This window comes from Pseudoalteromonas sp. PPB1 (assembly GCF_015356275.1).
Taxonomy (GTDB): domain Bacteria; phylum Pseudomonadota; class Gammaproteobacteria; order Enterobacterales; family Alteromonadaceae; genus Pseudoalteromonas; species Pseudoalteromonas rubra_D.
The window spans coordinates 156,521-178,240 of record NZ_JACEQV010000009.1 but is presented as its reverse complement, the minus strand read 5'-3'; the positions used below and the strand labels follow the sequence as shown (position 1 = coordinate 178,240).

16 protein-coding genes are annotated in these 21,720 nt (G+C 50.4%); 6 read left to right on the top strand and 10 right to left on the bottom strand.

Features of this window, described 5'->3' with window-relative positions:
* Positions 1-134: 134 nt before the first annotated feature.
* The 9 genes from IY568_RS11325 to IY568_RS11285 all read right to left on the bottom strand — a co-directional run bounded on the left by IY568_RS11325 (position 135) and on the right by IY568_RS11285 (position 11,252).
* The gene (locus IY568_RS11325; RefSeq protein WP_194867582.1) at positions 135-2,327 is read right to left on the bottom strand and encodes a TonB-dependent receptor; all 2,193 of its coding nucleotides are present in this window, start codon (positions 2,325-2,327) and stop codon (positions 135-137) included.
* Between the two features lie 215 nt (positions 2,328-2,542).
* On the bottom strand, positions 2,543-3,967 hold the full coding sequence (locus IY568_RS11320) for an esterase/lipase family protein (protein ID WP_138538702.1): 1,425 nt from the start codon (positions 3,965-3,967) through the stop codon (positions 2,543-2,545).
* 461 nt (positions 3,968-4,428) lie between these two features.
* Positions 4,429-4,881, bottom strand: coding sequence for a hypothetical protein (locus IY568_RS11315; protein ID WP_194867581.1), 453 nt, complete (start codon positions 4,879-4,881; stop codon positions 4,429-4,431).
* Between the two features lie 363 nt (positions 4,882-5,244).
* Entirely contained in the window at positions 5,245-6,513 is a 1,269-nt protein-coding gene (locus IY568_RS11310) for a sensor histidine kinase (protein ID WP_194867580.1), read from the bottom strand.
* A complete protein-coding gene (locus IY568_RS11305; protein ID WP_194867579.1) occupies positions 6,513-7,232 on the bottom strand; it encodes a winged helix-turn-helix domain-containing protein in 720 nt (239 codons plus the stop codon). The genes IY568_RS11310 and IY568_RS11305 overlap by 1 nt, the downstream gene beginning before the upstream one ends.
* Complete coding sequence (locus tag IY568_RS11300; protein ID WP_194867578.1) at positions 7,232-7,618, bottom strand: DUF3019 domain-containing protein; 387 nt, start codon at positions 7,616-7,618, stop codon at positions 7,232-7,234. Before IY568_RS11300 ends, IY568_RS11305 begins: the two co-directional genes overlap by 1 nt.
* 10 nt (positions 7,619-7,628) lie before the next feature.
* Positions 7,629-8,486 (bottom strand): MipA/OmpV family protein, encoded by an 858-nt coding sequence (locus IY568_RS11295; RefSeq protein ID WP_194867577.1) that lies wholly within the window; start codon positions 8,484-8,486, stop codon positions 7,629-7,631.
* Between the two features lie 233 nt (positions 8,487-8,719).
* The gene (locus IY568_RS11290; RefSeq protein WP_194867576.1) at positions 8,720-10,552 is read right to left on the bottom strand and encodes a sensor histidine kinase; all 1,833 of its coding nucleotides are present in this window, start codon (positions 10,550-10,552) and stop codon (positions 8,720-8,722) included.
* 10 nt (positions 10,553-10,562) lie between these two features.
* On the bottom strand, positions 10,563-11,252 hold the full coding sequence (locus IY568_RS11285; protein WP_125560828.1) for a response regulator transcription factor: 690 nt from the start codon (positions 11,250-11,252) through the stop codon (positions 10,563-10,565).
* A gap of 176 nt (positions 11,253-11,428) precedes the next feature.
* Here IY568_RS11285 and IY568_RS11280 point away from each other — a divergent pair, with 176 nt between their 5' ends.
* From IY568_RS11280 to IY568_RS24750, 5 genes are all read left to right on the top strand, one after another.
* Positions 11,429-12,706 carry an HlyD family secretion protein gene (locus tag IY568_RS11280; protein ID WP_194867575.1) on the top strand — a complete coding sequence of 426 codons (1,278 nt, stop codon included), beginning with the start codon at positions 11,429-11,431 and terminating at the stop codon, positions 12,704-12,706.
* 25 nt (positions 12,707-12,731) lie between these two features.
* Entirely contained in the window at positions 12,732-13,463 is a 732-nt protein-coding gene (locus IY568_RS11275; protein WP_194867574.1) for an ABC transporter ATP-binding protein, read from the top strand.
* 26 nt (positions 13,464-13,489) lie between these two features.
* Positions 13,490-16,000 (top strand): ABC transporter permease, encoded by a 2,511-nt coding sequence (locus IY568_RS11270; protein ID WP_194867573.1) that lies wholly within the window; start codon positions 13,490-13,492, stop codon positions 15,998-16,000.
* A gap of 72 nt (positions 16,001-16,072) precedes the next feature.
* Positions 16,073-16,492, top strand: a complete 420-nt coding sequence (locus tag IY568_RS11265) for a VOC family protein (RefSeq protein ID WP_125560820.1) — start codon at positions 16,073-16,075, stop codon at positions 16,490-16,492.
* A 207-nt stretch (positions 16,493-16,699) separates the two neighbouring features.
* Positions 16,700-16,858 carry a hypothetical protein gene (locus IY568_RS24750; protein ID WP_228553282.1) on the top strand — a complete coding sequence of 53 codons (159 nt, stop codon included), beginning with the start codon at positions 16,700-16,702 and terminating at the stop codon, positions 16,856-16,858.
* A 100-nt stretch (positions 16,859-16,958) separates the two neighbouring features.
* Here IY568_RS24750 and IY568_RS11255 read toward each other — a convergent pair whose 3' ends face one another.
* On the bottom strand, positions 16,959-19,460 hold the full coding sequence (locus IY568_RS11255) for a S8 family serine peptidase (protein ID WP_194867572.1): 2,502 nt from the start codon (positions 19,458-19,460) through the stop codon (positions 16,959-16,961).
* A 710-nt stretch (positions 19,461-20,170) separates the two neighbouring features.
* On the opposite strand from IY568_RS11255, the gene IY568_RS11250 reads away from it, so the two are divergent.
* A complete protein-coding gene (locus IY568_RS11250) occupies positions 20,171-21,691 on the top strand; it encodes a curlin (protein WP_125560814.1) in 1,521 nt (506 codons plus the stop codon).
* Positions 21,692-21,720: the final 29 nt, after the last annotated feature.

Below are 21,720 nucleotides of genomic sequence, written 5' to 3'. Positions count from 1 at the left end.
ATTGGTATAATATCCACAGCCGATTTTGATTGTGGTTTAGTTCGGCAGCGACAGTGTCATCTTAGCAATGGCGTGTGGTGCAGACGCCTCCCCGACCGGGGGCGGATGATAGATAGAATGGCGGTTGTTGCGGTTTAGAAATTAATATGCAGGCTGAGTTCAATGGTTCTCGGAGCGGCAATGGCTGCCTGCGTTGGGTAAAAAATGTCTGCCCAGGGGACATACACTTCATTACGCAGGTTGCGCACATTGAGATTCAACCGGGCATGTTCAAATTGGTAGGCTGCAAACAGGGTGACTGTCTCATAGCGAGTAAAGGTAACTGAATTTTGGAAGTTACCATAGCGATCGCTGACATGGCGTATACCGGCGCCTATTTCCAGTGGCCACCCGCCAATTTTATCCCAGCTGAACCAGGCATTGGCCACAATCTCAGGCACATTGGGTGGGGTATGACCGCTGGCATTGACACCAAAGTCCGGGTCGACAAAGGACTGGTAGCTGGCGTTGGTGTAGGCGATATTGCCACCCAGGCGCACATGTTTGGCTGGCTGACTGGTGATCGCCAGCTCCAGCCCGTATGCAACATGGGTGCCCGAATTACCGACCGTATCATGTGATGTCAGCAGCAGAATATTACGCCGCGTAATATCGTACCAGGCCAGAGTGAGCTCGCTCTGCCAGGCATTGAGTAAGGTTTTGATGCCGACTTCGTATTGGCGAATATCTGTGAAATCAAAGTTTTCGTTGGCATTGACCAGATAAATATTAGATCCCACCGGATCATGTCCGGTGCTCCAGTGGGCGTATACACTGAGTGCGTCGCTAAACTGATAGGTTGAGCCTAACTGATAGGCAAGTGGGGTGAAGGTGCGTGCAAAGCTCTCATCGGCAAGAAAGTTGCCTGAGACATCGTAGTTGTCCCGGACCAGTCGAATGTGGTCGCGACGCAGCCCGCCAAACAGACGCCAGTACTCAGTGACTGACAAGGTATTGTTAAGGTACAGGGCCCATTGCCTGATATCGGTCGGACTGCTGTGTTTGTCCAAAACGCCGAACTGACCGGCCATTGGCGTGAGTAACGACACGCTGTCTCCGTCGGGAAATCCTCTTTCGCGGTTAAAGTCGGTGACTTTAAACTCTGCACCAAAGGCCAGCTGATGTGCCATAGTACCAAGCTGGTAGCGGTATACGCCTGCGAATTGATTGCCATAAAAGGTGTGATCGTGAAACACAAAAAAACGGTCCCGCTCAATCAATTCTGTGGCCGGGTTGAAGACATAGCTTTCTGCATTTTGCCAGGCGCGATCGGCCTTAAAGTGAAACAGCGTATTGCTCAGTGACAGTGTATCACTGGGCTGCCAGTCTGTGCGCAGGCGAGACCATAGGTGTTCTGAATCCGAGCGGCTATCTGCGACATTATAGTTGAGGTAACGGGTCCGGTTATCCAGCACCAGGTCATTGGCGGTGGTGACTATGCCCGCAATAGGGTCTAAGGCAGCATGCGCTGGTACCAAAGGCGTGCCCCAGTATGCGGGGAGATCATCTTCGAGGTAATCAAAACTCAGCAGCCAGCTTAGCTTTGGGCTGGCCTGCCACAGTATGGATGAAGTTACATTCAGAGAATGCGACGGGGTGTTGTCGACCCAGCCGTCTGACTGTGCTTTATTCACATCCAGCCGGGCGGCGCTGTTTGAGCTGACCGGCAGATGAAGGCCGACGCCCCATTCTCGCGTATCAAACCTAGATTGAGAGACAAAAACTTCTGTACTAACAGGGGCGTCAAGCTGAGGTTTACGGGTGATCATGTTGATCACTCCTGAGGCGGTGCCCTGGCCAAATTGTAGTGCGGCAGGTCCTTTGATAACTTCTATTTGTTGCAGGTTAAAGGTGTTGTGTGGCCGCATCGTCATGGACGCCGGGCCCAGTTTAATCCCATCCCGTACCACAGAGACGGAATCGCGAATAAAGCCTCGCATAGCGAAGCTGGAAGGCTCTGCGGGTGACTCGCCCGAGATAACGCCCACCAAATTTTCGACTGCACTGGTAACTGAAGTCAGACCGCGTGCGCGCATGGTTTTGCGCTCAATCACATCTATGCTGAACGGCAGCTCAAGTGCATTCAGGTTAAATGGATTAGCGCTGATGGGGGTAGTTTGCAGGTTCAGATCGCGTACCGCAGAGCCACTGAGCGTCACGTTGAGCAGCTCATCCAGGCTCATTTCAAATAACTCAGTCTCTTCAGCAGCCTGTATGCTGGCAGTGAACAGCCATATGCACAGTAATAAAAGCCTGTGGTAAACCTTCTGTGGATAGGTTGTTCGCATTTAGAATCATAATATTAAACGTGTATTTAGTCAGTGTAGCTCAGGATGTCAGGTTCGCCCGTGAAGCATTAGCAGAAGAGATAATTTGATGGAGGGTGAACACCGCAGATAAGCAGGCGACATGGTTAATATTGCATGTCAGTCATTGCAGTTAAACGATAGAAGTTGCAAGCCAGGCTACCGGCTTGCAACTTATCATTGGCACAGAGTGCGAATTAGTTTTGATATCTATCTAGCCATTCACGGATCTTTCTGGCTTTTGTATAAGTTAATGTCATATGTGCTTCGTTATTACTTGGATAAGCAGCGACCTCATCCCAGTAATTTGCACTGCCTGCCAGCGCTGAGCGAGTTGAAACAAATGAATGCTTCTGGCCGATCGTCACATAAGGTGTGATTGGGTGTGACTGGCTGGCGATCAGGTTAGAAAAGACCTGATAGAAATCGGCGTAACCACCTGCAACGTTATCAACACTTGGTTTGGTGTAGACTTTAAAGTACTTGCTGCCACCATTGTACCATTTACGGTGCAATTTAAAGTGTGACGTCATAATAGCAGCAGGTGCACCCTGAGTGCGGCTTTGTGCTCCGTTGGTGATAGCCAGGGTTGGTACTGTTTGTACGTGGCCTAAACTTGCTAGCTTTGACAGTAAAGCACTGCGGTCTGATGACCCTGAAGGGGTGTCCATGATCAGTTCTTTAAAGGTTTTTGTGTTCAGCTTAGCGGTAATAGCTTCCAACTGACGACGTGCTTCACGGCAGTCACCGCTTAAACCACAAAGACTTGAATCGACTTTATCAAGTAGACGATTAGTGTTGTCCAGGATTGAGCGTGGGAAATTAGCGCCCAAGTGTGGTGCATCGAAGGAGATAAATGACGCGACATTATTGAGTGAACCGGTTTTTTCAATTTCACGCAATGCAAAGCGTGTCACAACGCCACCCATAGACAAGCCAACAAAAGAAGTCGAAGACACACCTGACTTGCTGTTGATGACTTCTAGCAAACGTTTAACACCATCGGCGTTATACTCGATACCTTTGTCCTGATATCTGTAACGATAAAGAATGACATCGTAACCTGCACTTCTAAGGCTGCTCATCAGGCCACCACTGTTTACATCATTGTAAAAAGCCTGCTTAGTGTAGCTAGAGCCCGAAATATCTACGTGGTATGGCTGAACAACAACAACAGGTTTATTGAGTCGGTTGTCATTACCCATATATACATCGGCATAGCCATAGGAGTATCTTGGGTATTCAGTCCAAAGACGGCAGGTACGCTGTGGTGTAATCGCAAATTCCTGAGTGTCTGACTCAAGCGAAGCGCCTGCGGTGGGCTCTGGTTCGATACCCAGAGGGAGCTCTCCATCCCACCACTCACAAAATCTGTCCATCTCGGTCGAGTTTATATACCAAGTGCTGCTTGTGCTGCTGGTCGTCGACATGCGCTGGGCGGAAAGGGATTTAAACGGCGTAGTCAGACGTTCTGTCGTGGCGTTTTGAGTTTCTTTGCTGAACATGGAAATGGTATGTGATGAGTCAATTTTCAGACCATATTCATCCACTTCCTGGTTTTGTGCGAGTGCAGAGTTTGCAGAGATGGCTAGGAGTGCCATCGTGATTGTTTTTATTCTCATGTGTATTTCCTGTTTTTTCTAATAGTCCTGTATTAGGAATAGGTAATGTAATTATTTGTTATCACAAGATCAATACTTTGGTTTTTTGTGGTTTATTCATTGTTTTATTTTGTTAAATGGTGTGTTTGTGCATACGCATGGTTTTATAAACAGAGCATGGTTATATCCGATGAGCGCAGTCGTTCCGTCATCTGGTCAATCGATGCAGAAGAAAGTTTGCTATTTACTGATAACTGAGTGAATATTTTTAAGTCAATCTGTGATGTGGAAATAAAAAATGATGCACCCGGCAGAAGTGTGCAAATGGGGTTGCTATGTTTTTATTTAACTTTATGTAACCAATGGATTTTAATGAAAGTAAATGATGCAAAAAAGTCATTGAAAAAAATGAGAGTAATTCTTTTTGATGAGTTGAAATGGTGTGTGGACCTTGATGAAACAAGGTCCGGCAGGACGAAAAATTAAAAGCGGTAACCTAAGTGGAGGCCAATTAATGCTTTGGACTCTACTTTGTCGGTGCCAAAGATATCGAGTATGTCAGTTCGATATTCCCGCTCATCGGTGCGGCGAACCCCGACACTGGCACCAAATGTCCAACCCTCCTGAAGCGCGCCCTGTGAATAGTAGTGGTAATTAAGTGCGATAAACCCGTTTTCACTAGTTAAGGCCTCGCTGCCGGCAATGATGCCCAGCGTGTGTTTATTATCTTTGTCCAGGATGTATTCATAGCTTATGGCTGCGCCAATTAAGCCTGCGGAAATCGACAGGAGATGATCGTCATTGACTGCGTTGGTGTACTGAATGCCAGTCAAACCACCATAAGGGTATCCAGCACCAACGCTGAGTTTGGCATGTGCAACGTTGATAAAGTTCACGGCTAAGAGTCCCAGTGTTAAATGGATTATTTTTTTCATTTTATTTTTATCCTTAGTTATGTAGTGGAGATGGGCTGTGAATACTTGCTAGCTGTTTGTTTAGCGGTCTACCCATATCGAGAGTTTGAATGGTGTAAGCGCATTACGCATGAGAACGTTTGTTTTAATTTGGGCCTGTTGGTGTCTCACGTGACGCCCAATCTGGCAATTAAACACACGCTCGAAGTGTATCAAAAAATAATTAATGAAGCGTATCAAAATGTAGCTATTTTGTTTTGTTTTGAGCGCATATGTCTGGATTGAGCTTCTTTCAGTGTTAAGCTCAAGGTTTCTTAAGATTAATATTTTACGCTCAATATCAGGCGTGTGAGTAATGCTGAACGATTGTCGCTGCGTGTGCTGTTATACCGGAAGTTTCAAAGTAAAACAGGCACCGCCCAGACGCGTTGAATCACTGACCTCGAGCTGGCCCTGGTGCCAATCGGCAATCCGCTGAGCAAGTGCCAGGCCCAGGCCAAATCCACGGTGAGTATGGTCGTCAGCATGCGCCCGGACAAAAGGCTTAAAAATATGTGCCTGCTGTGTACTAGGTACGCCCGAGCCATCATCATGCACTGCCAATGTGCAGAACCCTGGGCTGTGATTAAGTGTGACCACAATCTGGCCGTTTCCGTATTTGCTGGCGTTTTCCAGCAGGTTACTCAACAAGGTAGTCAGGTAAAATGGATCACCGATAACCTGTACGGCGTGTTCAGGTAAAGCCAGCTTGAGCGTTATATCCATGTCGTGCCAGGTGCGTGATACCTGTTTGACCAGTTGGCCAAGATCCAGCGGACGACGCTGTAGTTCTGCGATGCTTTGATCCATCCTTGCGTAGCTTAAGAGCTGATCGATCAGCGCGGACATGGTATCCAGATCGCGGTTGATCCTGGCTTCATAGTGACGCCGTTTGTCAGGGTCGGTGCTTTCCTCCAGGGTATCCATGCCGAGGCGGATCCGCGCCAGCGGTGTACGTAGTTCGTGTGACATGGCACCGCTGAGTAGTTTGACGTCCTGTACCAGGTATTCTATGCGTTCAGCCATGTGGTTAAAGTCCCGTTCCAGATCACGCAAATACATCACAGATCCAACCTGTAAGCGTTGTGACAGGTCGCCGGCACCGAAACGCTGGGCCGCCCGGCGTAGTTTGAGCAGCCGCAGTAGAAAGGGCAGCAGCCAGATCAGGATCAGCGTCATCATCGCGGTATAAAACAGCCCTGTCAGCCACCAGGCCAGATCACTGCGCGACGTGACTTGATCGCTGCGGATGACCAACAAGTCTGTTGAGTTTGGCAAACGTTGCAGAAACAGTCTTTGTTGATCGGTTTCCAGCTGGATCTGTTCATTGGCTTGTAATTTGGTTTGCAGCGCAGCCGGAAGCGGGAACGCTGATGTCGGGACAATTTGAGGTTGCAGGAGCGACTGAGCAGGCCAGTTTGATAGCAAGGCATGGGGTGAATCTGTGGCAGCAACCAACGCATGTATGTCCCGGGCCAGCTGCGCCAGTTGCGTCTGAGGCGTGTGTTGCTGCTGAGCTGGAGTGAACGTTTGATAGAGATGGTCAAACAGCCAGCTGGTGGCGATGGAAATAGCCACGACGGCCAGCAGGAGTGAGAGGGCAAAATGACGCATCACCAGGCTTCCCGAACCAACTGATAGCCCTGTCCCCAGACCGTTTTGATGCGAAACGGCGCAACCGGGTTGTCACCGAGTTTTTTGCGCAACCGCGAGATGCGCAGATCGATGGAGCGATCAAATCCATCGTATTCAAAACCACGCAGAGACTGGGTAAGGAAATCCCGGGTAACCAGCTCGCCGGCTGATTTTGCCAGCAGCCAGAGTAAATCAAACTCTTTGGACGACACATCAATGGCCTCGCCCTGTAAGGTGACGGTGCGTGCGCTTCTGTCCACTAACAGGCCTTGAATCTCGATACGCTCTGTATTGCCAGCGGGATCTTGTGCAACATTGGTTGGACTATGGCGGCGCAGTAATGCACGGATCCGCGCGAGCAATACCCGTGCTCGCACCGGTTTGGTGAGGTAGTCATCTGCGCCCATTTCCAGTCCCAGTACTTCGTCCATATCCTCATCCCGTGCGGTCAGCATCAGGATAGGCCCGGGGTACTGGGGTCTGACTTGTTTACAGACGTCCAGCCCATCCAGCCCGGGCAGCATGCCATCGAGGATCACCAGATCTGGGTTCAAACTCAGGATCTGCTGCGGGGCCTCATCGCCGCGATGGCACAGGCTGACGGTAAAGGATTTTTCCGCCAGGTAGTCACAGATCCAGTGTGCCAGTTCATGGTCATCTTCAATGAGTAACAGGTGTGTATTTGGTATTGTCGTCATCAGAACATTCGCCATCTTACGCGTGTATTTTTACTTTTGTTATAAACCCAGGCATAGGTTAACTGGGCACTGGCCAGTGTTTTTTGCTGCGTATCTTGCAGGAAGAAATGCACATTTTGATTGAATTGAAGGTTCATCGTTATTGTGCCTTTCGCAGTGGTCTGCCAACATTTTAGTGGCTGTTCACGGTTGGAATGTGTCACACAGTAGTTGCCCGGCGAGTTCGCCTGCCAGTGGATGATCAGCTCGCTGTGACAGTATTCACCTTGGTGCAAAGCGACACATTGTTGCGGACTGAGTGTCAGTGTTACGGGGGCGTTGGCAACAGCCTGGTTGTGGAAAAGTGTTATGCCGGTAAGGGCTAAGGTAGAGATAAATTTACGCATGCTCGGCCCCTTAAAACACATAGCTGACAGACAGGCCCAATCCCAGCGCATTGCGGCTGCGATTGTCACCCCGTGCGAGATTGCTCTGTATGAGGGGGCTATCGGCAATGGCACTGGGAGTGTGGTAGTAACGTAAAGAGGCATCAAAAAGCCAGTTTTCGGTGAGTGGGTAGGTGGCGCCGAGGTGCAAGCTGTGGGATAAGCCGCTACTGGCTATGTACTCAGGTAATCCTTCGATCCGGTTATTATTGTTATTCTCTGTGTTGTTGACGCCATAATAGTAGTTCAGCATATCACCCGGCAGATAATTCACCCGATAAGCACTGAACAGGTGCCAGTTTTTTATCGTCCAGTGTTTGCTTATCTGTGAACTCACATAAGCGCCCCGGTCGTCACTCAGCTCAGGGGCGACAATTAACTGAAATCGCAGCCCTGACCAGATCCCACGAAAGCGAACACCCAGATAATTGGTCTGGTTTTTTGTAAAGCGCAGCTCGGAGCCGTCTTGTTGAATGTACTTGGTATCGGCATCTGAGCGTGCAGATGAAGCCAGAAAATCCACATCCCAATGCGTGTTGCGATATAAGTTGTAGCCTACGCTGGTGTTGCCGAGAATATTATTGGGGCCGCCCGGGACTTCTACAAACAGCCCGTTATCCCATTCATAGGCGCCATTCACAAAATATCCCAGGCCCGCACTGGCATCGCCAAATGGGCTTTGTCCGGCAAAAGCACCAACACCAAGTGCGAGAAAGCCTTTGCTGTCCGGGTGTTGTTCCTTGGGGGATTCAGCTGCCAGTAGCGTTTGACTGTTCAGCCCGACAAGTAGCAGGCAGCTTGTCAGGGTACGTGTCATTACCTTGTTCATTGTTATTATTCCTGAGGTCACATTTGATACCAACAGCTTAACGAGTGGCTGAGCGCTAAGCCGTAACAGTCACCACCAAAATGTATCAAAGTGTAGCGCAGGTTATATAGAATTTAGGGACACACGTCCAGCCCTCTACATTATCATTCTGGATTTTAATGCACACAGCGTGCTGATACTTGCATCTTCAGCCTGAGTGTATCGCTGCCAGACAAACTCTATGCCTGGGCCACCTATTCAGGCATCACCTTGTTAAAATGTCGGGTCTGTAAGGTCAATCTTAACGCGAGCCCCGGCGTCATTTGGTGGGCTGTTATCTGACCTTGTTGTGCTTTGACTAACTGAGCGACCAGGGCCAGACCAATCCCTGTTCCCTGTGTTGTGCGGGTCAGCTCATCTCCACCGCGATAAAACAGCTCAAACAGTTTATCGCATTGCTGTTGCGACACGCCCGGGCCGTAATCACGGATCTCCAGGAGCAGCTTGTCGTGACTTTGCTCTGCGTGTCGAAAGGTAATATCGAGTTGTCTGCGCGCGGGATCACAGATGCCTTCGGCGGTAAAAAACTTGACGGTGTTTTCAACAATGTTTATCACCACCTGGGCAAAGGCATCCTGATCCACTAAAACGTCAACTTCCTCTGATAGCGGCGCTTCAATCACCATATTTAGATGGAAGTCCTGTTTTTCCAGGAGGGTAGAGGTTTTGGAGCGAATAATATCGGCCAGCATGGCAACCGGGGCATAGTCCGGTTTAACCTGAGGCAGGCCATGGTGATCTTCCTGATTCAGCCGTGTAAGCAACAGTATGTTGTCAATCAGGCGGCTCAGGCGCTCGCTCTCACCGTGAATAAAGCCATAATAATCCTGCTGAGCATCTGTGGAAACCACGGCACCAGTACGCAGCATTTCGGCATACATGCGGATGGCGGTGAGCGGTGTTTTGAGCTCATGACTGACCGAAGACACAAAGTTCATTCTTTGTTCTGCCAGCGCAAGCTGTCTGACACTCAGCCGGTAAAATCCGTAACAGGCGCTCAAAATGATAAGTATGAGTAACAGAGAGAATAGTGCGCTGTAAAACAGGGTCGGACTCATGGGCAAGGCATGGGTGGTAAAGTGCAGTGTATAGTTGTTAAATGGCCAGCGCAGGGCACTGCTATACAAGGGCTGTGCTCGCAGCTCTGCGGGAATGTCGGCCTCTGCCAGCCTGCGTACATTTGACTGGTCATGAGGCAGTAAGAAGTGCAGCTGCTCTGGCTGCGCGGTCATAGCGTTATACAATTTGTTGGAGCTGTTTGACCTATCTGCAACCAGCGTGAGTAGGATTGGGGTATCAAACTGACTTTGGCTCAGATATTCGCCAACAAGACTGAGTAAATAGGGGTCACGCCTGACCAGGTAACCTTGTAACTTACGCTCTGTACCGACTTTAGGCAGTCGATAGAAGATAAAGTAGCCGGGCACATCAAACCAGATCTGATACAAGCCATTTTCCTTGCTCAGCCCTGTCGCCAGCTTAGTTTGTAGCGCTGTTGATTTGGCCAGCGTCTGGTAAATGAACTTTGCCCGGTCGTAGCGTTGTTGTAGCTCGACAGAGCTTTGCTGTTGTTCTGATGTGGGATTCGAGAGGTCTTCAGCAGAAAGGGGCTCCGGCCAGATTGGGCTATTGAACTGGCCTTGCGCATTAAACTGAAAATAACCGACCAGTCCCTGAATAGGGCGGGTCGCCGTTGGTCTGGCCGGATCCAGATGTGACAAAACAGAAGGTATTTGCAGCGTTTCTTCGGTGAGTGGGTTATAGACTGGCTGATAATAATCAAATGCCTCGACAGGCAGTGAACTGGACAGTAAGCGGCGTTTAAACATCTGGCGGTCAATTTGGGTTATCAGGCTACGGGCCTGTTCCTGATACTCGCTCAACTGATTCTGTTTAAGTTGTGCAAAGCCGAAGTAGAGCAAAATACTAAGCGGTATTAACAGGCACAATAAGAAGGCACAGGCCTGCCAACGCAGCTGCTGCTTGCGTTGTGCATAGGTCATAAGGTGTTTGTCTTTAAACCACATGGTGATGCCGTTATTGGATATACAGTTGATAACCTTCACCGCGATGGGTGACCAGGTGGCGCGGAGATTTCGGGTCTTGCTCTATTTTTTTTCGCAGTTTGGCGATGTGAATATCCACAGTACGCGTATCTATGTCCCCCACGGTTTTGTAGCCCCAGACCTGGTGTAATAGCTCATCACGGCTGACAGGCTTATTCTGGCGCAGCAGATAACTCAGTAAGCTGACCTCACGACGCGTGTATTTAACGTCCTGTTGGTATGATGTGCCGGTCAGTGATTGTGGGTTGATGCTGACGTCTTTGCTCAGAACCAGCTCTCCGTCATGCTGGTTCCAGCCCGAGCGACGTACCAGTGCGTTGACACGCAATACCAGTTCCGAGGTTGAAAAGGGTTTGGCTACATAATCATCGGCCCCCAGGCTCAGACCATTGATAATGTCCTGCTCGGTGCTTTTTGCGGTGAGCATTATGATGGGCTGAGTCGGTGCGGTTTTTCTGAGTGCTTCACAGACTGCAAAGCCGTTCATTGATGGCAGCATGACGTCTAATAAAATGCAGGCATAATCGCCCTGTTGGGCACGCTTAAGGCCTTGCGCCCCGTCTATTTCACTGTCAACTTCATAGCCATGAAAAACAAACAGGTCGGTCAGGCCACGTAAGATGGCCGGCTCATCTTCTACGATCAGTAGGGTAGGTTTCATCTTGTTATTATTTCCCTGTTTTGTGCTGGCCAGTTTAGCGTAAAGCTAGCGGGCCCGCCGCGAAAGTGCACGTAAACTTTTGTAAAACCTGCGCTGTTTTCTTTTACATAGTCAGTCTGTTTGGACGCCCTCCCGCACTCTAAAGTAGAGCTCATAGCCCTGTTTGAGGAAGCATCATGGACATAGTGAGAACCAATAAAAGCCCCCTGTGGAGTCGCAAAGCCAAAGTTATGAGCGTGATGGGATTGATTGTCGTGAGCAGTCTGACCCTGTTTTTTAACCACCATACTAGCGCGTCCAATCTGGTAGATAAAGCCCCCTTGCTGATCGATACAGTGCGCCGGGGCGAGTTAAAAGTGACGGTGCGTGGCAGTGGCGTACTGGTGCCGGCGCAGATCCGTTGGATCACGACGCCGGTCGATGGTCGAGTCGAGCAAGTGTTTAAAAAAGCCGGCGCTGAAGTAAAACAGGGCGATGTGTTACTGCAGCTGAGCAATCCGGAACTGGAAGAAGCGCTGGCACAGGCACGCTGGGAGCTGCAGGCATTAGAAGCACAAACTCATGCCGAACAAGTTGCACTGGAGTCGACTTTACTGGACCAGGAAATTGCCGTTGTAGACGAAAAACTCAGTCTGGAGCGCGCTCAGCTGACTTTAGCGGCACAAGAAAAGCTGCTGGCGCAGGGGATAGTGGCGGTCTCTAAGATTGATTTTGAAGAGGTCAAGATCAATGTTGCTCAGTACCGCCAGCGTTTTGCGCTGGAACAGCAAAGGCTGCAAAAACGACGTGTAAATCTGGCGGCACAACTGCGCGCCGGTGATGCGAGACTCAATAGCCTGCGCAAACGGGTCGCGCGGATTGAGCAGCAGGTCACTGGCCTGACTGTGGTTGCGACAATGGACAGCATAGTGCAGGCCATGCCGCTGGAGCCGGGGCAGCAGATTGGGGCGGGCAGTAATCTGGCTATGTTGGCCAGAAATGATCAGTTCTTTGCCGAGTTACGCATTCCTGAAAGCCAGATCAAAGACGTGCAGCTCGGCCAGACGGTGACTCTGGATACCCGTGCCAGTCAGATCACAGGCACGGTGCAGCGTATTGATCCTGTGGTCAGTGACAGTGCGGTGTTGGTGGAGGTATCGCTCAGCGGGGAGCTGCCGAAAGAGGTACGCCCGGCGCTGAGTGTCGACGGGGTGATTGAGATCGCCACGATTGAGGACACCCTGTATGTGAAGCGGCCGGTTATGGCCAGTGGCTTTAGTCAGGCCAGCCTCTACTTGTTGGAGAACTCTGGAGAGCAGGCCTTTCGCCGACCACTGACATTTGGCCACATGTCCAGTCAGTTCATTGAAATTGAACATGGCGCCGCTGAGGGCGAGCGGGTGATCCTCTCTGATACCTCACACTGGCAACACGCCGAAGTACGTTTCAAGCAGTCATTTGCTTCTTTGCAGTAATCACACTTTTAACGGAGTACACAGTATGTCACATCAACAACACAGCAGCGACCGTCTGGTGGAGCTGAGTCAGTTAAACAAAGTATTTGTCAGTGATGATGTCGAAACCTGGGCACTGAGCAACATTAATCTTACTATCTCAAAAGGGGAATACCTGGCTATTACTGGTCCATCTGGTTGTGGTAAATCGACCTTACTCGCCCAGCTGGGCTTGCTGGATACGCCGAGCAATGGCACATACTGGTTGGCCGGACACAATACCGCCCAAATCGATAAACATGAGCGAGCTCGGATCCGTAATAAGGAAATCGGCTTTATTTTTCAGGCGTTTAATTTAATCAGTGAGCTGAGTGTGGCTGACAATGTCGCCCTGCCGCTGAGTTATCGAGCGGATCTCAGTCGCGCAGAGCAGCATGAACGGGTCACTGCGGCGCTGGAGCAGGTTGAAATGAGCCATCGAGCCAGCCATTACCCTGCTCAGCTGTCTGGGGGACAACAGCAGCGTGTCGCCATTGCCCGCGCTATTGCCGGCCAACCAGCCATTATTCTGGCTGATGAGCCCACAGGTAACCTTGACTCTAATAATGCCCGGATAGTGATGACGCTGCTTGACACGCTCAATCACAATGGCGCAACCATTTGCATGGTGACGCATGATATGTCGTCGGCTTTGCGTACCGGGCGGATCATTGAAATGAAGGATGGTACCATCGTGTCTGACAGTCCGGCTAAAGCGTCCACAGCCATTGCGGTTTGAATTGCACTTGTTGAGAGGAATGCCTTATGTCTGCCTGGATAGATATTCGATATGCAGCCCGGCTACTGCTTAAAAAGCCGTTATTCACCCTGACCACCACGGCGATTGTGACCGTGGGCCTGGCCCTGACTTTATATACCTTTACTCTGATGCAGCAGCTTGTCTTTAAGCCACTGACGCTAGGCCAGGATATGCCCCTGGTTGCGATTGCCGGTGAGTTTAAAGCCGCTCATGGGACGCGTCAGCGGGTTGATCCCTATCATCTTAATCAGGTCCAGGCCGACAGCATGTTGTTACAGAATATGAGCCTGTATGAGTCGGCTGTGCGCACTGTGGGCAGGCAGGGCAATGAAGCCATCTCCCATAAAGTGCACCTGACCTATGCGCAGTGGAATTTGTTTGAAGTCGCCGGTGTGCAGCCTCTGCTCGGTCGTAGTTTTAGCCCAGCTGATCAGCAAGATGGGGCGCAATCCGTGGTGGTACTGAGTCATGATATCTGGCAGCAGGTGTTTGACGGCGATGAAACTATCATAGGCCGGATGATCCAGGTAGAAGCAATCCCCAAGCAGGTGATCGGTGTGATGCCACCCGGGTTTGCCTTTCCAGCTCGGGCACAGGTGTGGCAAATCATGACGCAGACTCGCCTTGAGCCAGCTAACCCATCAAACCGGGGCGCTTTGCAGGCGGTTGCCCGGCTGAAGCCCGATGTGACTTTGACGCAGTTCCAGCACGAACTGGCCACGCTGTTACAGCGTCAACTACAGGCTTTACCGCAGGAATTTGCCTGGCGTGCGGATGTGGCAGGGGGATATCTCCAGGCGATCCCGTTCAAACTCAGCGTTGATGTGTTGTATCAACATTACGCGATTTTAGTGGCGATGATCCTGGTGGTGCTGCTGATCTTAATGCTGACCTGTATCAATGTGGGTAACCTGTTACTGGCCCGGGTGAATGAACAGATCCGGGATGTGGCAATTCGGGTTGCGCTCGGCGTGCCACAGCATCGCCTGGTGTTACAAATGATGTGGGAAAGTACTCTGATTTGCTGTCTGGGTGGGTTGCTGGCGTTGGGGCTGGCACACTGGGGAATTGCCCTGACCAATCTGGCCTTTGAAGAGATATTTGCCATGAGTGGCGCACGGCCTTTCTGGTGGACGCTTAGTATCTCATCCGACGAGGTCTGGATGCTGATACTCGCTGTGGTGATGATGATAGTGATCACCGGGTTGATCCCGGCGTGGCGTGCTTTGCAAGGCGATATTAATGGTATTTTACGTGATGGTACACGCGGTGCGGTGAGTAAACGAGCCGGGCGGGTCAATCAGGCACTGGTTGTCGCTGAGATTGCTTTATCTTGTGTGGTGTTGGCCATTGCAGCCATGTTATTGGGCAGCAGTCTGGCGGCACAGCAGGCTGATTATGGTGTGCAAACTGAGCAGCGTTTAACGGCATCGGTGCGCCTGGCCTGGGGCAGCTATCGCTGGAACGGTGGTGCACCTGAGGCAAGGAAAAAGCGCAATGATTTTTACTATGGGCTCAAAGCAAAGTTAGAGCAACATCCTCAGATCAACAGCGTGGCGTATTTTAGCAGTCTGCCGGGTACCGGAGGCGGGACCTCTCACTTTGAAATTCAGGGACGGGCGGAACCTGTGTTCAGTGACAATCCAATGTGGAATTTTGAGTTGGTTAGTCGGGATGCCTGGCGTACCGTGGGTATGCAGCTGCTTGAAGGGCGTGATTTTAACCTGAGCGACCTGGCTGTGGATAGTCGTGAATTGCGTGAACAAGGCTCTGTGGTGATCATTAATGCTGCCATGGCACGCGAGTTGTTTCCTGAGGGGAATGCTCTGGGCCAGCGCGTGAGAACACTCAATGGTGAAGGCTGGCACACCGAATGGCGCACCATTGTGGGGGTGGTGTCTGACAGTGTTCACGGTCCGACAACGGATGCAACCAGTGCCCGGCATACCGGCTATGGGCTGATGGACCTAAGGCCCTGGCGAATGAACCTGGTGATGCACTACCGTGGCGAGCAATCACAGGCTATTGCCGCATTGCGTCAGGCCATTATTGATTTAGATGCCGATGCAACGGTACATGATATTCAAAGTTATCAAAGCCTTATTAAGCAGCCGCTATTGCTGATGGCAGCACTCAATCAGATATTTTTGGTTGGCGGGCTGGTGGCGTTGTTTTTAGCGGCCAGTGGTATTTATGCGATGGCAGCCAATAGTATTGCTTTACGCAGTCAGGAGATTGCCACGCGCCGTGCGCTCGGCGTACCGGAAGGGCAAGTCGTGCTTTTGTTTGTCAGGCAGGCACTGTGGCAGTTGGCAGTGGGCTTAACACTGGGGATAGGCGCGGCATTGTGGCTAAGCGCGCAGCTTGCCGGGGCCATGAACATTGACCCGAACAGTTATGTTTGGGCGCTGCTCGGGATACCCGCGTTTATTGTGATGCTGGTGTTACTGGCAACCTTGCTGCCAGTTTCCCGGCAGCTCCAGGCGCCCCCCGCTGAGGCACTCAGGCAGAGTTAGAGAGGCGCACAGGTGGACATGCCTGACTGGATACGGCACAGTACAGTTTTACTTTTTTCGTAATAAAAACGTATGCTTGCTAATTACATTCAGCGTGTGCACCATGTCGCGATTATTTGCTCAGATTATGCCGTATCAAAAGCGTTTTATACTGATGTGATAGGGTGTCGGGTCATTGCAGAGAATTATCAACCCGGGCGTGAGAGCTATAAGCTGGATTTGGCACTGCCTGATGGCACCCAGATTGAGCTGTTTCACTTTGCCTCGGCACCAGCACGGCCGAGTTACCCTGAAGCACAAGGGTTGCGCCATCTTGCTTTGTCCGTCACTAACATAGAAGCTGCGCGTCATGCTCTCGTCGAGCAAGGGGTGAATTGTGAGCCCATTCGCCTTGACCCGTATACCCAACAACGCTTTTGCTTTTTTGCTGACCCGGATGGGTTACCATTGGAGTTGTATGAGGTGTCGGACGCCGCAGATACCCTTGAGTGATATGTCCTTGTTCTGATTTGTTCCTTTTATTAATCCATGTGATACCATCTTAGCCTCGTCATATCAGGAAGTAATAATATGAAAAAGCAAAGGTTATTCATTGGGTTATGTTTAGTCACATTGGCTGGTTGCCAGGTATCCCAGCCTGCGCCCTAAGAGCAAGACAAAGCGCCCGAGGAGCGGCAGGCATACAATGGGGCTGAGGGGTTGGCTCAGGCACAGCGGGATCAGGTTTATCTGATGGATAAAGAGCTCAGGGATAAGTGTAATAACGCTAAGGTCGATCTGGCGGTGGCCAAAGGCGAAAAAAACGGTCCTGAAATTGCCAGACAAACTGACATCATTAAACAAACTTGCCGACAGTAACAGACATAAAAAGGCCGCAGTTTACTGCGGCCCTTGTCGTTACCAAATCTGGATTTGATTAAGCAAACCAGATCACTGGAACGAGGTTACTCGAACCAGATTACTGGAAACTCACACTCACTTCGTTTGAGCAGATATCACTTGACTGACAGATTTTGTAAGTGAAGCCGCTGACCGCCGGATCACGACCGAAATCTCGGAACTGACCTGAGTTATTTACTGTGCGTAATAGAGCACCATCGCGGTAGACATCAACCTGCTCAGCGCTACTGCCAGACCAGGAGAGTGATACCCGATAGAAGCCCAGGCGTGACTTATTAGTACGCACGACTTCCAGCGCAATATCATCTGAGCTTACGGTGACTTCCTGCGTGGTACTGTTGCTGTTACCTTCACTGTCAGTGACTGTGAGGGTCGCTGAGTAAGTGCCTGATGCTGTGTAGATATGAGTTGGGTTTGCATCTGCGCTGCTATTGCCATCACCGAAGTCCCACTGCCAGCTGACGATGTCATTGTTGGCATCGGTGCTGCTGTCAGTAAAGGCGACGCTCAGGCCATTTTTCTCAAAGCTGAAACCTGCCACAGGTGGCTGTGCAGACACCTCACCCAGACCGGTCAGTGTCAGCGTCCAGCTGTTCAGTGTGCCGGTATCTACACCGGCGTTATCCGATACATTCAGTGTCCAGTCACCACGTGCAGCTTCACCGTTGAAGGCCGCAGAATTGAAGGTCTCAACCAGGTTATCAGCGCTACCACCGGCACGGTTGTGTAATGTCACTGAAGTACCCGCTGGAGAAGTCAGGGTCACCAGCAGATCGCCGATATAAGTGTGAGTGATATCCACCAGGGTGTTGCTGTCGAAAATGGTGATGTCGTCAGCAACCGTGATGACTGAGCTGATGCCTGTGGCGTCGTTGTCAGGAATATCAACTGCGGTTGTATTGTCATAGCTGAAGTCGCTCAGGCCTTGCGGCAATACAGACAGGTTAACAGATTTGCTGTCTGACAAATCGCCAGAGGTAGCGTTAACGGTGAAGCTGTAGTTGCCCCATTGAGTATCTGCAGTGGTAGGCACTGTTAGTGTCACTGTGTTACCCGGAGTGACAGTGCTTTGTGATAACACGGCACCAGGTAGCGGGCTATCCAGGGTCAGTGCAATGTCGCCCTGCCAGTCGGCCACTGAAGTGAAGCTGAATTCATAGCTGGCAGTTTCACCTGCGGTGATCTCCTGGGCACCTGGCGTGACGCCCATTCTGAAGCCGGGTGCCGGATCTGCATCGATCAGGGCCTGATGTGCGTTCAGACGCGTACCGGCTACTGTTTTGCCATCCAGTGCTGCATTGGCATCACCGCTTTGCATCAGCAGGTTTTTCAGAGAAATTGCATCCAGTGTCGGGTCAATCGATAGAACTAACGCGGCAACGCCGGCAACATGGGGGGTCGCCATTGACGTACCAGAGAAGCTGCTGTAGCCGCCGCCTGGTACAGTTGACAGAATAGCGCTACCAGGTGCACCCATGTCTACAGAAGCCAGGCCCCACTGTGAGAACGATGACATTGTGTCGTTGTCCGTGGTTGAAGCAATTGAGAAAACACTGTCATGCTCATAGCTTGATGGGTAGTGTGGATTGCTGTCGTTGTCAACTGCACCGTTACCAGCTGCTGCGACAAACAGGATATCGGCATTTTCACTGGCGGTAATGGCATCTGCTAATGTCTGACTGAAACCGCCACCACCCCAGCTGTTATTCAGAACGCGGACGTTATGACCTGCTTGCTTCAGTGATACCATGTAATCAATACATTCGATGGCATCTGAGGTTGACCCACTGCCCGAAGAGTTGAGGAACTTACAGCCAACGATTGAGACTTCCTGGTTTACCCCGACGACGCCGGTGGCATCGTTACCTGTAGCGCCTATGGTACCTGACACGTGTGTACCATGGCCCTGATCATCCATCGGATCGCCAGAACCTGTAATGGCATTCACACCGTAAATGTCATCAATGTAGCCATTGTTGTCGTTATCGATGCCGTCTCCCGGAATTTCTCCCGGGTTTTGCCACATGTTCGCCACCAGATCCGGGTGCGTATAGTCAACGCCTGTGTCGATAACCCCAACGATCACGTCACGTGAACCAATGCTGATATCCCAGGCTTCAGGGGCATCGATGTCGGCATCTTCAACACCGCCAGTTTGACCTGTGTTATGCAGGCCCCAAAGCTCGTCAAAGCGTGCATCATCCGGAATGCCCAGTGCTTTCACCTGATAATCAGGCTCAACGTATTCTACTGCTGGGTGCTTCGCCAGCTTAGCAATGGCTTCTTTGCTACCGATCCCATCCAGTTTGAAGTTCGCCAGGCGGCCCGCCAAAACGTGCTTGTAACGATCATCGACTTCATCGGCGTTGTTGTCTGAGATACGGGCTTTTACCAGGTTACGGGCTTGTGCTCTCAATGCGCTGGACGCATCCTGTTTGAAGACCACCATCACGCTGTTGTCATTGGTTTTTTCTGTTGCTGTGATTTGTACTGCAGCTTGTGCTGCGCCACTGAAAACTGGCAGTAATGCCATTGTTAAGGCAGAAAGTTTTAATTTCATCATTTGTCCTAGATATTTAGTTGAGTTATTGACCATGAGGCCATGGTGTGTGCTCGACTAAGTGGCATGATGTGTGATCCGCCAAGCCTTCAGGCTGGCGGTCGATAACTCGGTTTGGCAACTCAGGTCACGCTAAAACAGCCTGAATTAGGGATGCAATTTTAAAATGAGTTTACGTCGTTAAAATCCAACTTTTTTATAGGTAGGATGGGTTGTGCTTAGAATTAACCATACTTTTTTGTGATATTCTTGGCCTGTGGTTAACGATTCTGTAACTCATACTATTTTGTGAGATTACCGAGTATTAATATCGGTAAATCAATGTTTTTGCCTTTAACTTTATGAATTTTATGAAGTTATAAGATTCCAAATTATTTCTAATTTCCCTGATCGATACGAGACTCTAGAGTGACTACACGAGTCCGAAAAAATAACGTGCAAAACTGTCCAGCCAGAAGCAGGACTGCGGACTCAGGCTTTGATGGCTAAGCGAGTATGAACGTGACCCTGATTGATGACAGCGGCCCCATTGGGCTTTGGTTATAACAAGGGAAGCGGAAGATAACCCGGTTTAAACACAGTACCGCGTCTGCGTATAGGTCAGGAGTTGGCAACCTCCACTAAGGCGATACGCATATATAAAGACAATCACGCGGTGCGAGTTGAAGGAAATCATTGCGAAAACGATTAATAACTCTAAGGAGAACCAGGTGAAATTTTCAAAATCACTGACCTGCTGTGCAATTGCACTGGCTTTATCTGGTGCCAGCGTGGCACAGGCAGCTGACGCAGAAGCAAAAGCGGCTTCAACGTCTGAGTTGTCACAGTTAATCCAAATTGACAACACGGGAAACACACTTACGGTAACTCAGCGCTCTAATAGCGGCGCGGGTAATGTACTAACCAGTTCACAGCAAGGCGAGTCCAATGTCAGTGACTTGTCAGTTGCCGGAGATAGCAATACCACCACAGTTGCACAGGCGGGCACAGGTAATCTGACCAAAGCAACCGTCGTGGGCGATGGCAATACGCAGGAATATAGTCAGGATGGCGAGAGCAATGGCGCACTGACGGAGCTCAACGGTAATGACAATAACTTAAACATCACTCAGCGCGGTGTAGGCTACCTTGGTATCAACAATGAAGTGACGAATACCATTAATGGTGATGGCAACCACATTCATGTTGAGCAAAGCAGTGGTGGTCATTGGTTCTACAATACTGACATGGAGGGTAACAATAACCAGGTTGTTGCTTCTCAGCTGGGCTCCTGGGGTGAAGTGAATATTGACCGCGTACAGGGCGATCAGAATAGCATTGAGGTCGATCAAAATGGTGTCTATAACGAGCTGAATCTGACTCTGCTGCAGGGTAATGACAATGACCTGGCACTTTCTCAGGAAGGGAACTACAACAAGTTTACTATTGATGTGCTGACAGGCAACGATAACGAGCTGCGAGTTGAGCAAAGCGCGGGCAATAGTAATCGGGTTGATATGGCTGAACTGCAGGGTGAAAGCAATCGGGTTGACCTGGAGCAGGAAGGCAATGATAACCGCATGACGTCCACTCTGTTCAGCGGTGACAGCAACTATGTCACTGTGGCACAGCTGGGAGATAACAATCAGACTACGTTCGACGTAGTTGGCAATGATAACGACTTCGATGCGCAGCAGCGTGGTAACGACAACCAAGCTTATTTGGGTGCCGTGGGTGATGACAATGAGTACAGCACTTTGCAGCTGGGTGACAATAATGAACTACACATTGCGAAATTTAACAGCAATGGGAGTGAAGTCGGCGTTATCCAAAATGGTGATAATAACGAGGTTGTGCTGCAGTCATCGCATCCAGATAACACTCTGAGTAGTAACAATAACATGCTGAATGTTGCGCAAACAGGCGACAGTAACGGTGTATCCGTGACACTGGCCTCTGTGGCGGAAAGTGGGCTGAATCAGCTCGATTTGGTACAAAGTGGTGAGCTGAATGCCATCGACCTGATGCTTGAAGGCAGTGGCAATGACATCGCCATTGAACAAACCGGTGGTGCGAACTTCGTTGCTGGTGTTGGCTCAGGGGCGTTCGTGGTTAATGGCAGTGACAACAACATCCAGATTAATCAGGACGGCTTTGGCAACCTGGTTGAAGGCGGTGTGAGTGGTAATGGCCAGACTGTGAATATTACTCAGGTCGGTGACTATAACGTCGCGACTGTGACTCAGCAGTAATCAAAGTGGCCGCAAAGCCAGGTGGTTTT

Bases quoted from the DNA above. Each gene is read 5' to 3' on its own strand.
- IY568_RS11325 (WP_194867582.1), bottom strand. From the start codon at position 2,327: ATGCGAACAACCTATCCACAGAAGGTTTACCACAGGCTTTTATTACTG.
- IY568_RS11320 (WP_138538702.1), bottom strand. From the start codon at position 3,967: ATGAGAATAAAAACAATCACGATGGCACTCCTAGCCATCTCTGCAAAC.
- IY568_RS11315 (WP_194867581.1), bottom strand. From the start codon at position 4,881: ATGAAAAAAATAATCCATTTAACACTGGGACTCTTAGCCGTGAACTTT.
- IY568_RS11310 (WP_194867580.1), bottom strand. From the start codon at position 6,513: ATGCGTCATTTTGCCCTCTCACTCCTGCTGGCCGTCGTGGCTATTTCC.
- IY568_RS11305 (WP_194867579.1), bottom strand. From the start codon at position 7,232: ATGACGACAATACCAAATACACACCTGTTACTCATTGAAGATGACCAT.
- IY568_RS11300 (WP_194867578.1), bottom strand. From the start codon at position 7,618: ATGCGTAAATTTATCTCTACCTTAGCCCTTACCGGCATAACACTTTTC.
- IY568_RS11295 (WP_194867577.1), bottom strand. From the start codon at position 8,486: ATGAACAAGGTAATGACACGTACCCTGACAAGCTGCCTGCTACTTGTC.
- IY568_RS11290 (WP_194867576.1), bottom strand. From the start codon at position 10,552: ATGTGGTTTAAAGACAAACACCTTATGACCTATGCACAACGCAAGCAG.
- IY568_RS11285 (WP_125560828.1), bottom strand. From the start codon at position 11,252: ATGAAACCTACCCTACTGATCGTAGAAGATGAGCCGGCCATCTTACGT.
- IY568_RS11280 (WP_194867575.1), top strand. From the start codon at position 11,429: ATGGACATAGTGAGAACCAATAAAAGCCCCCTGTGGAGTCGCAAAGCC.
- IY568_RS11275 (WP_194867574.1), top strand. From the start codon at position 12,732: ATGTCACATCAACAACACAGCAGCGACCGTCTGGTGGAGCTGAGTCAG.
- IY568_RS11270 (WP_194867573.1), top strand. From the start codon at position 13,490: ATGTCTGCCTGGATAGATATTCGATATGCAGCCCGGCTACTGCTTAAA.
- IY568_RS11265 (WP_125560820.1), top strand. From the start codon at position 16,073: ATGCTTGCTAATTACATTCAGCGTGTGCACCATGTCGCGATTATTTGC.
- IY568_RS11255 (WP_194867572.1), bottom strand. From the start codon at position 19,460: ATGAAATTAAAACTTTCTGCCTTAACAATGGCATTACTGCCAGTTTTC.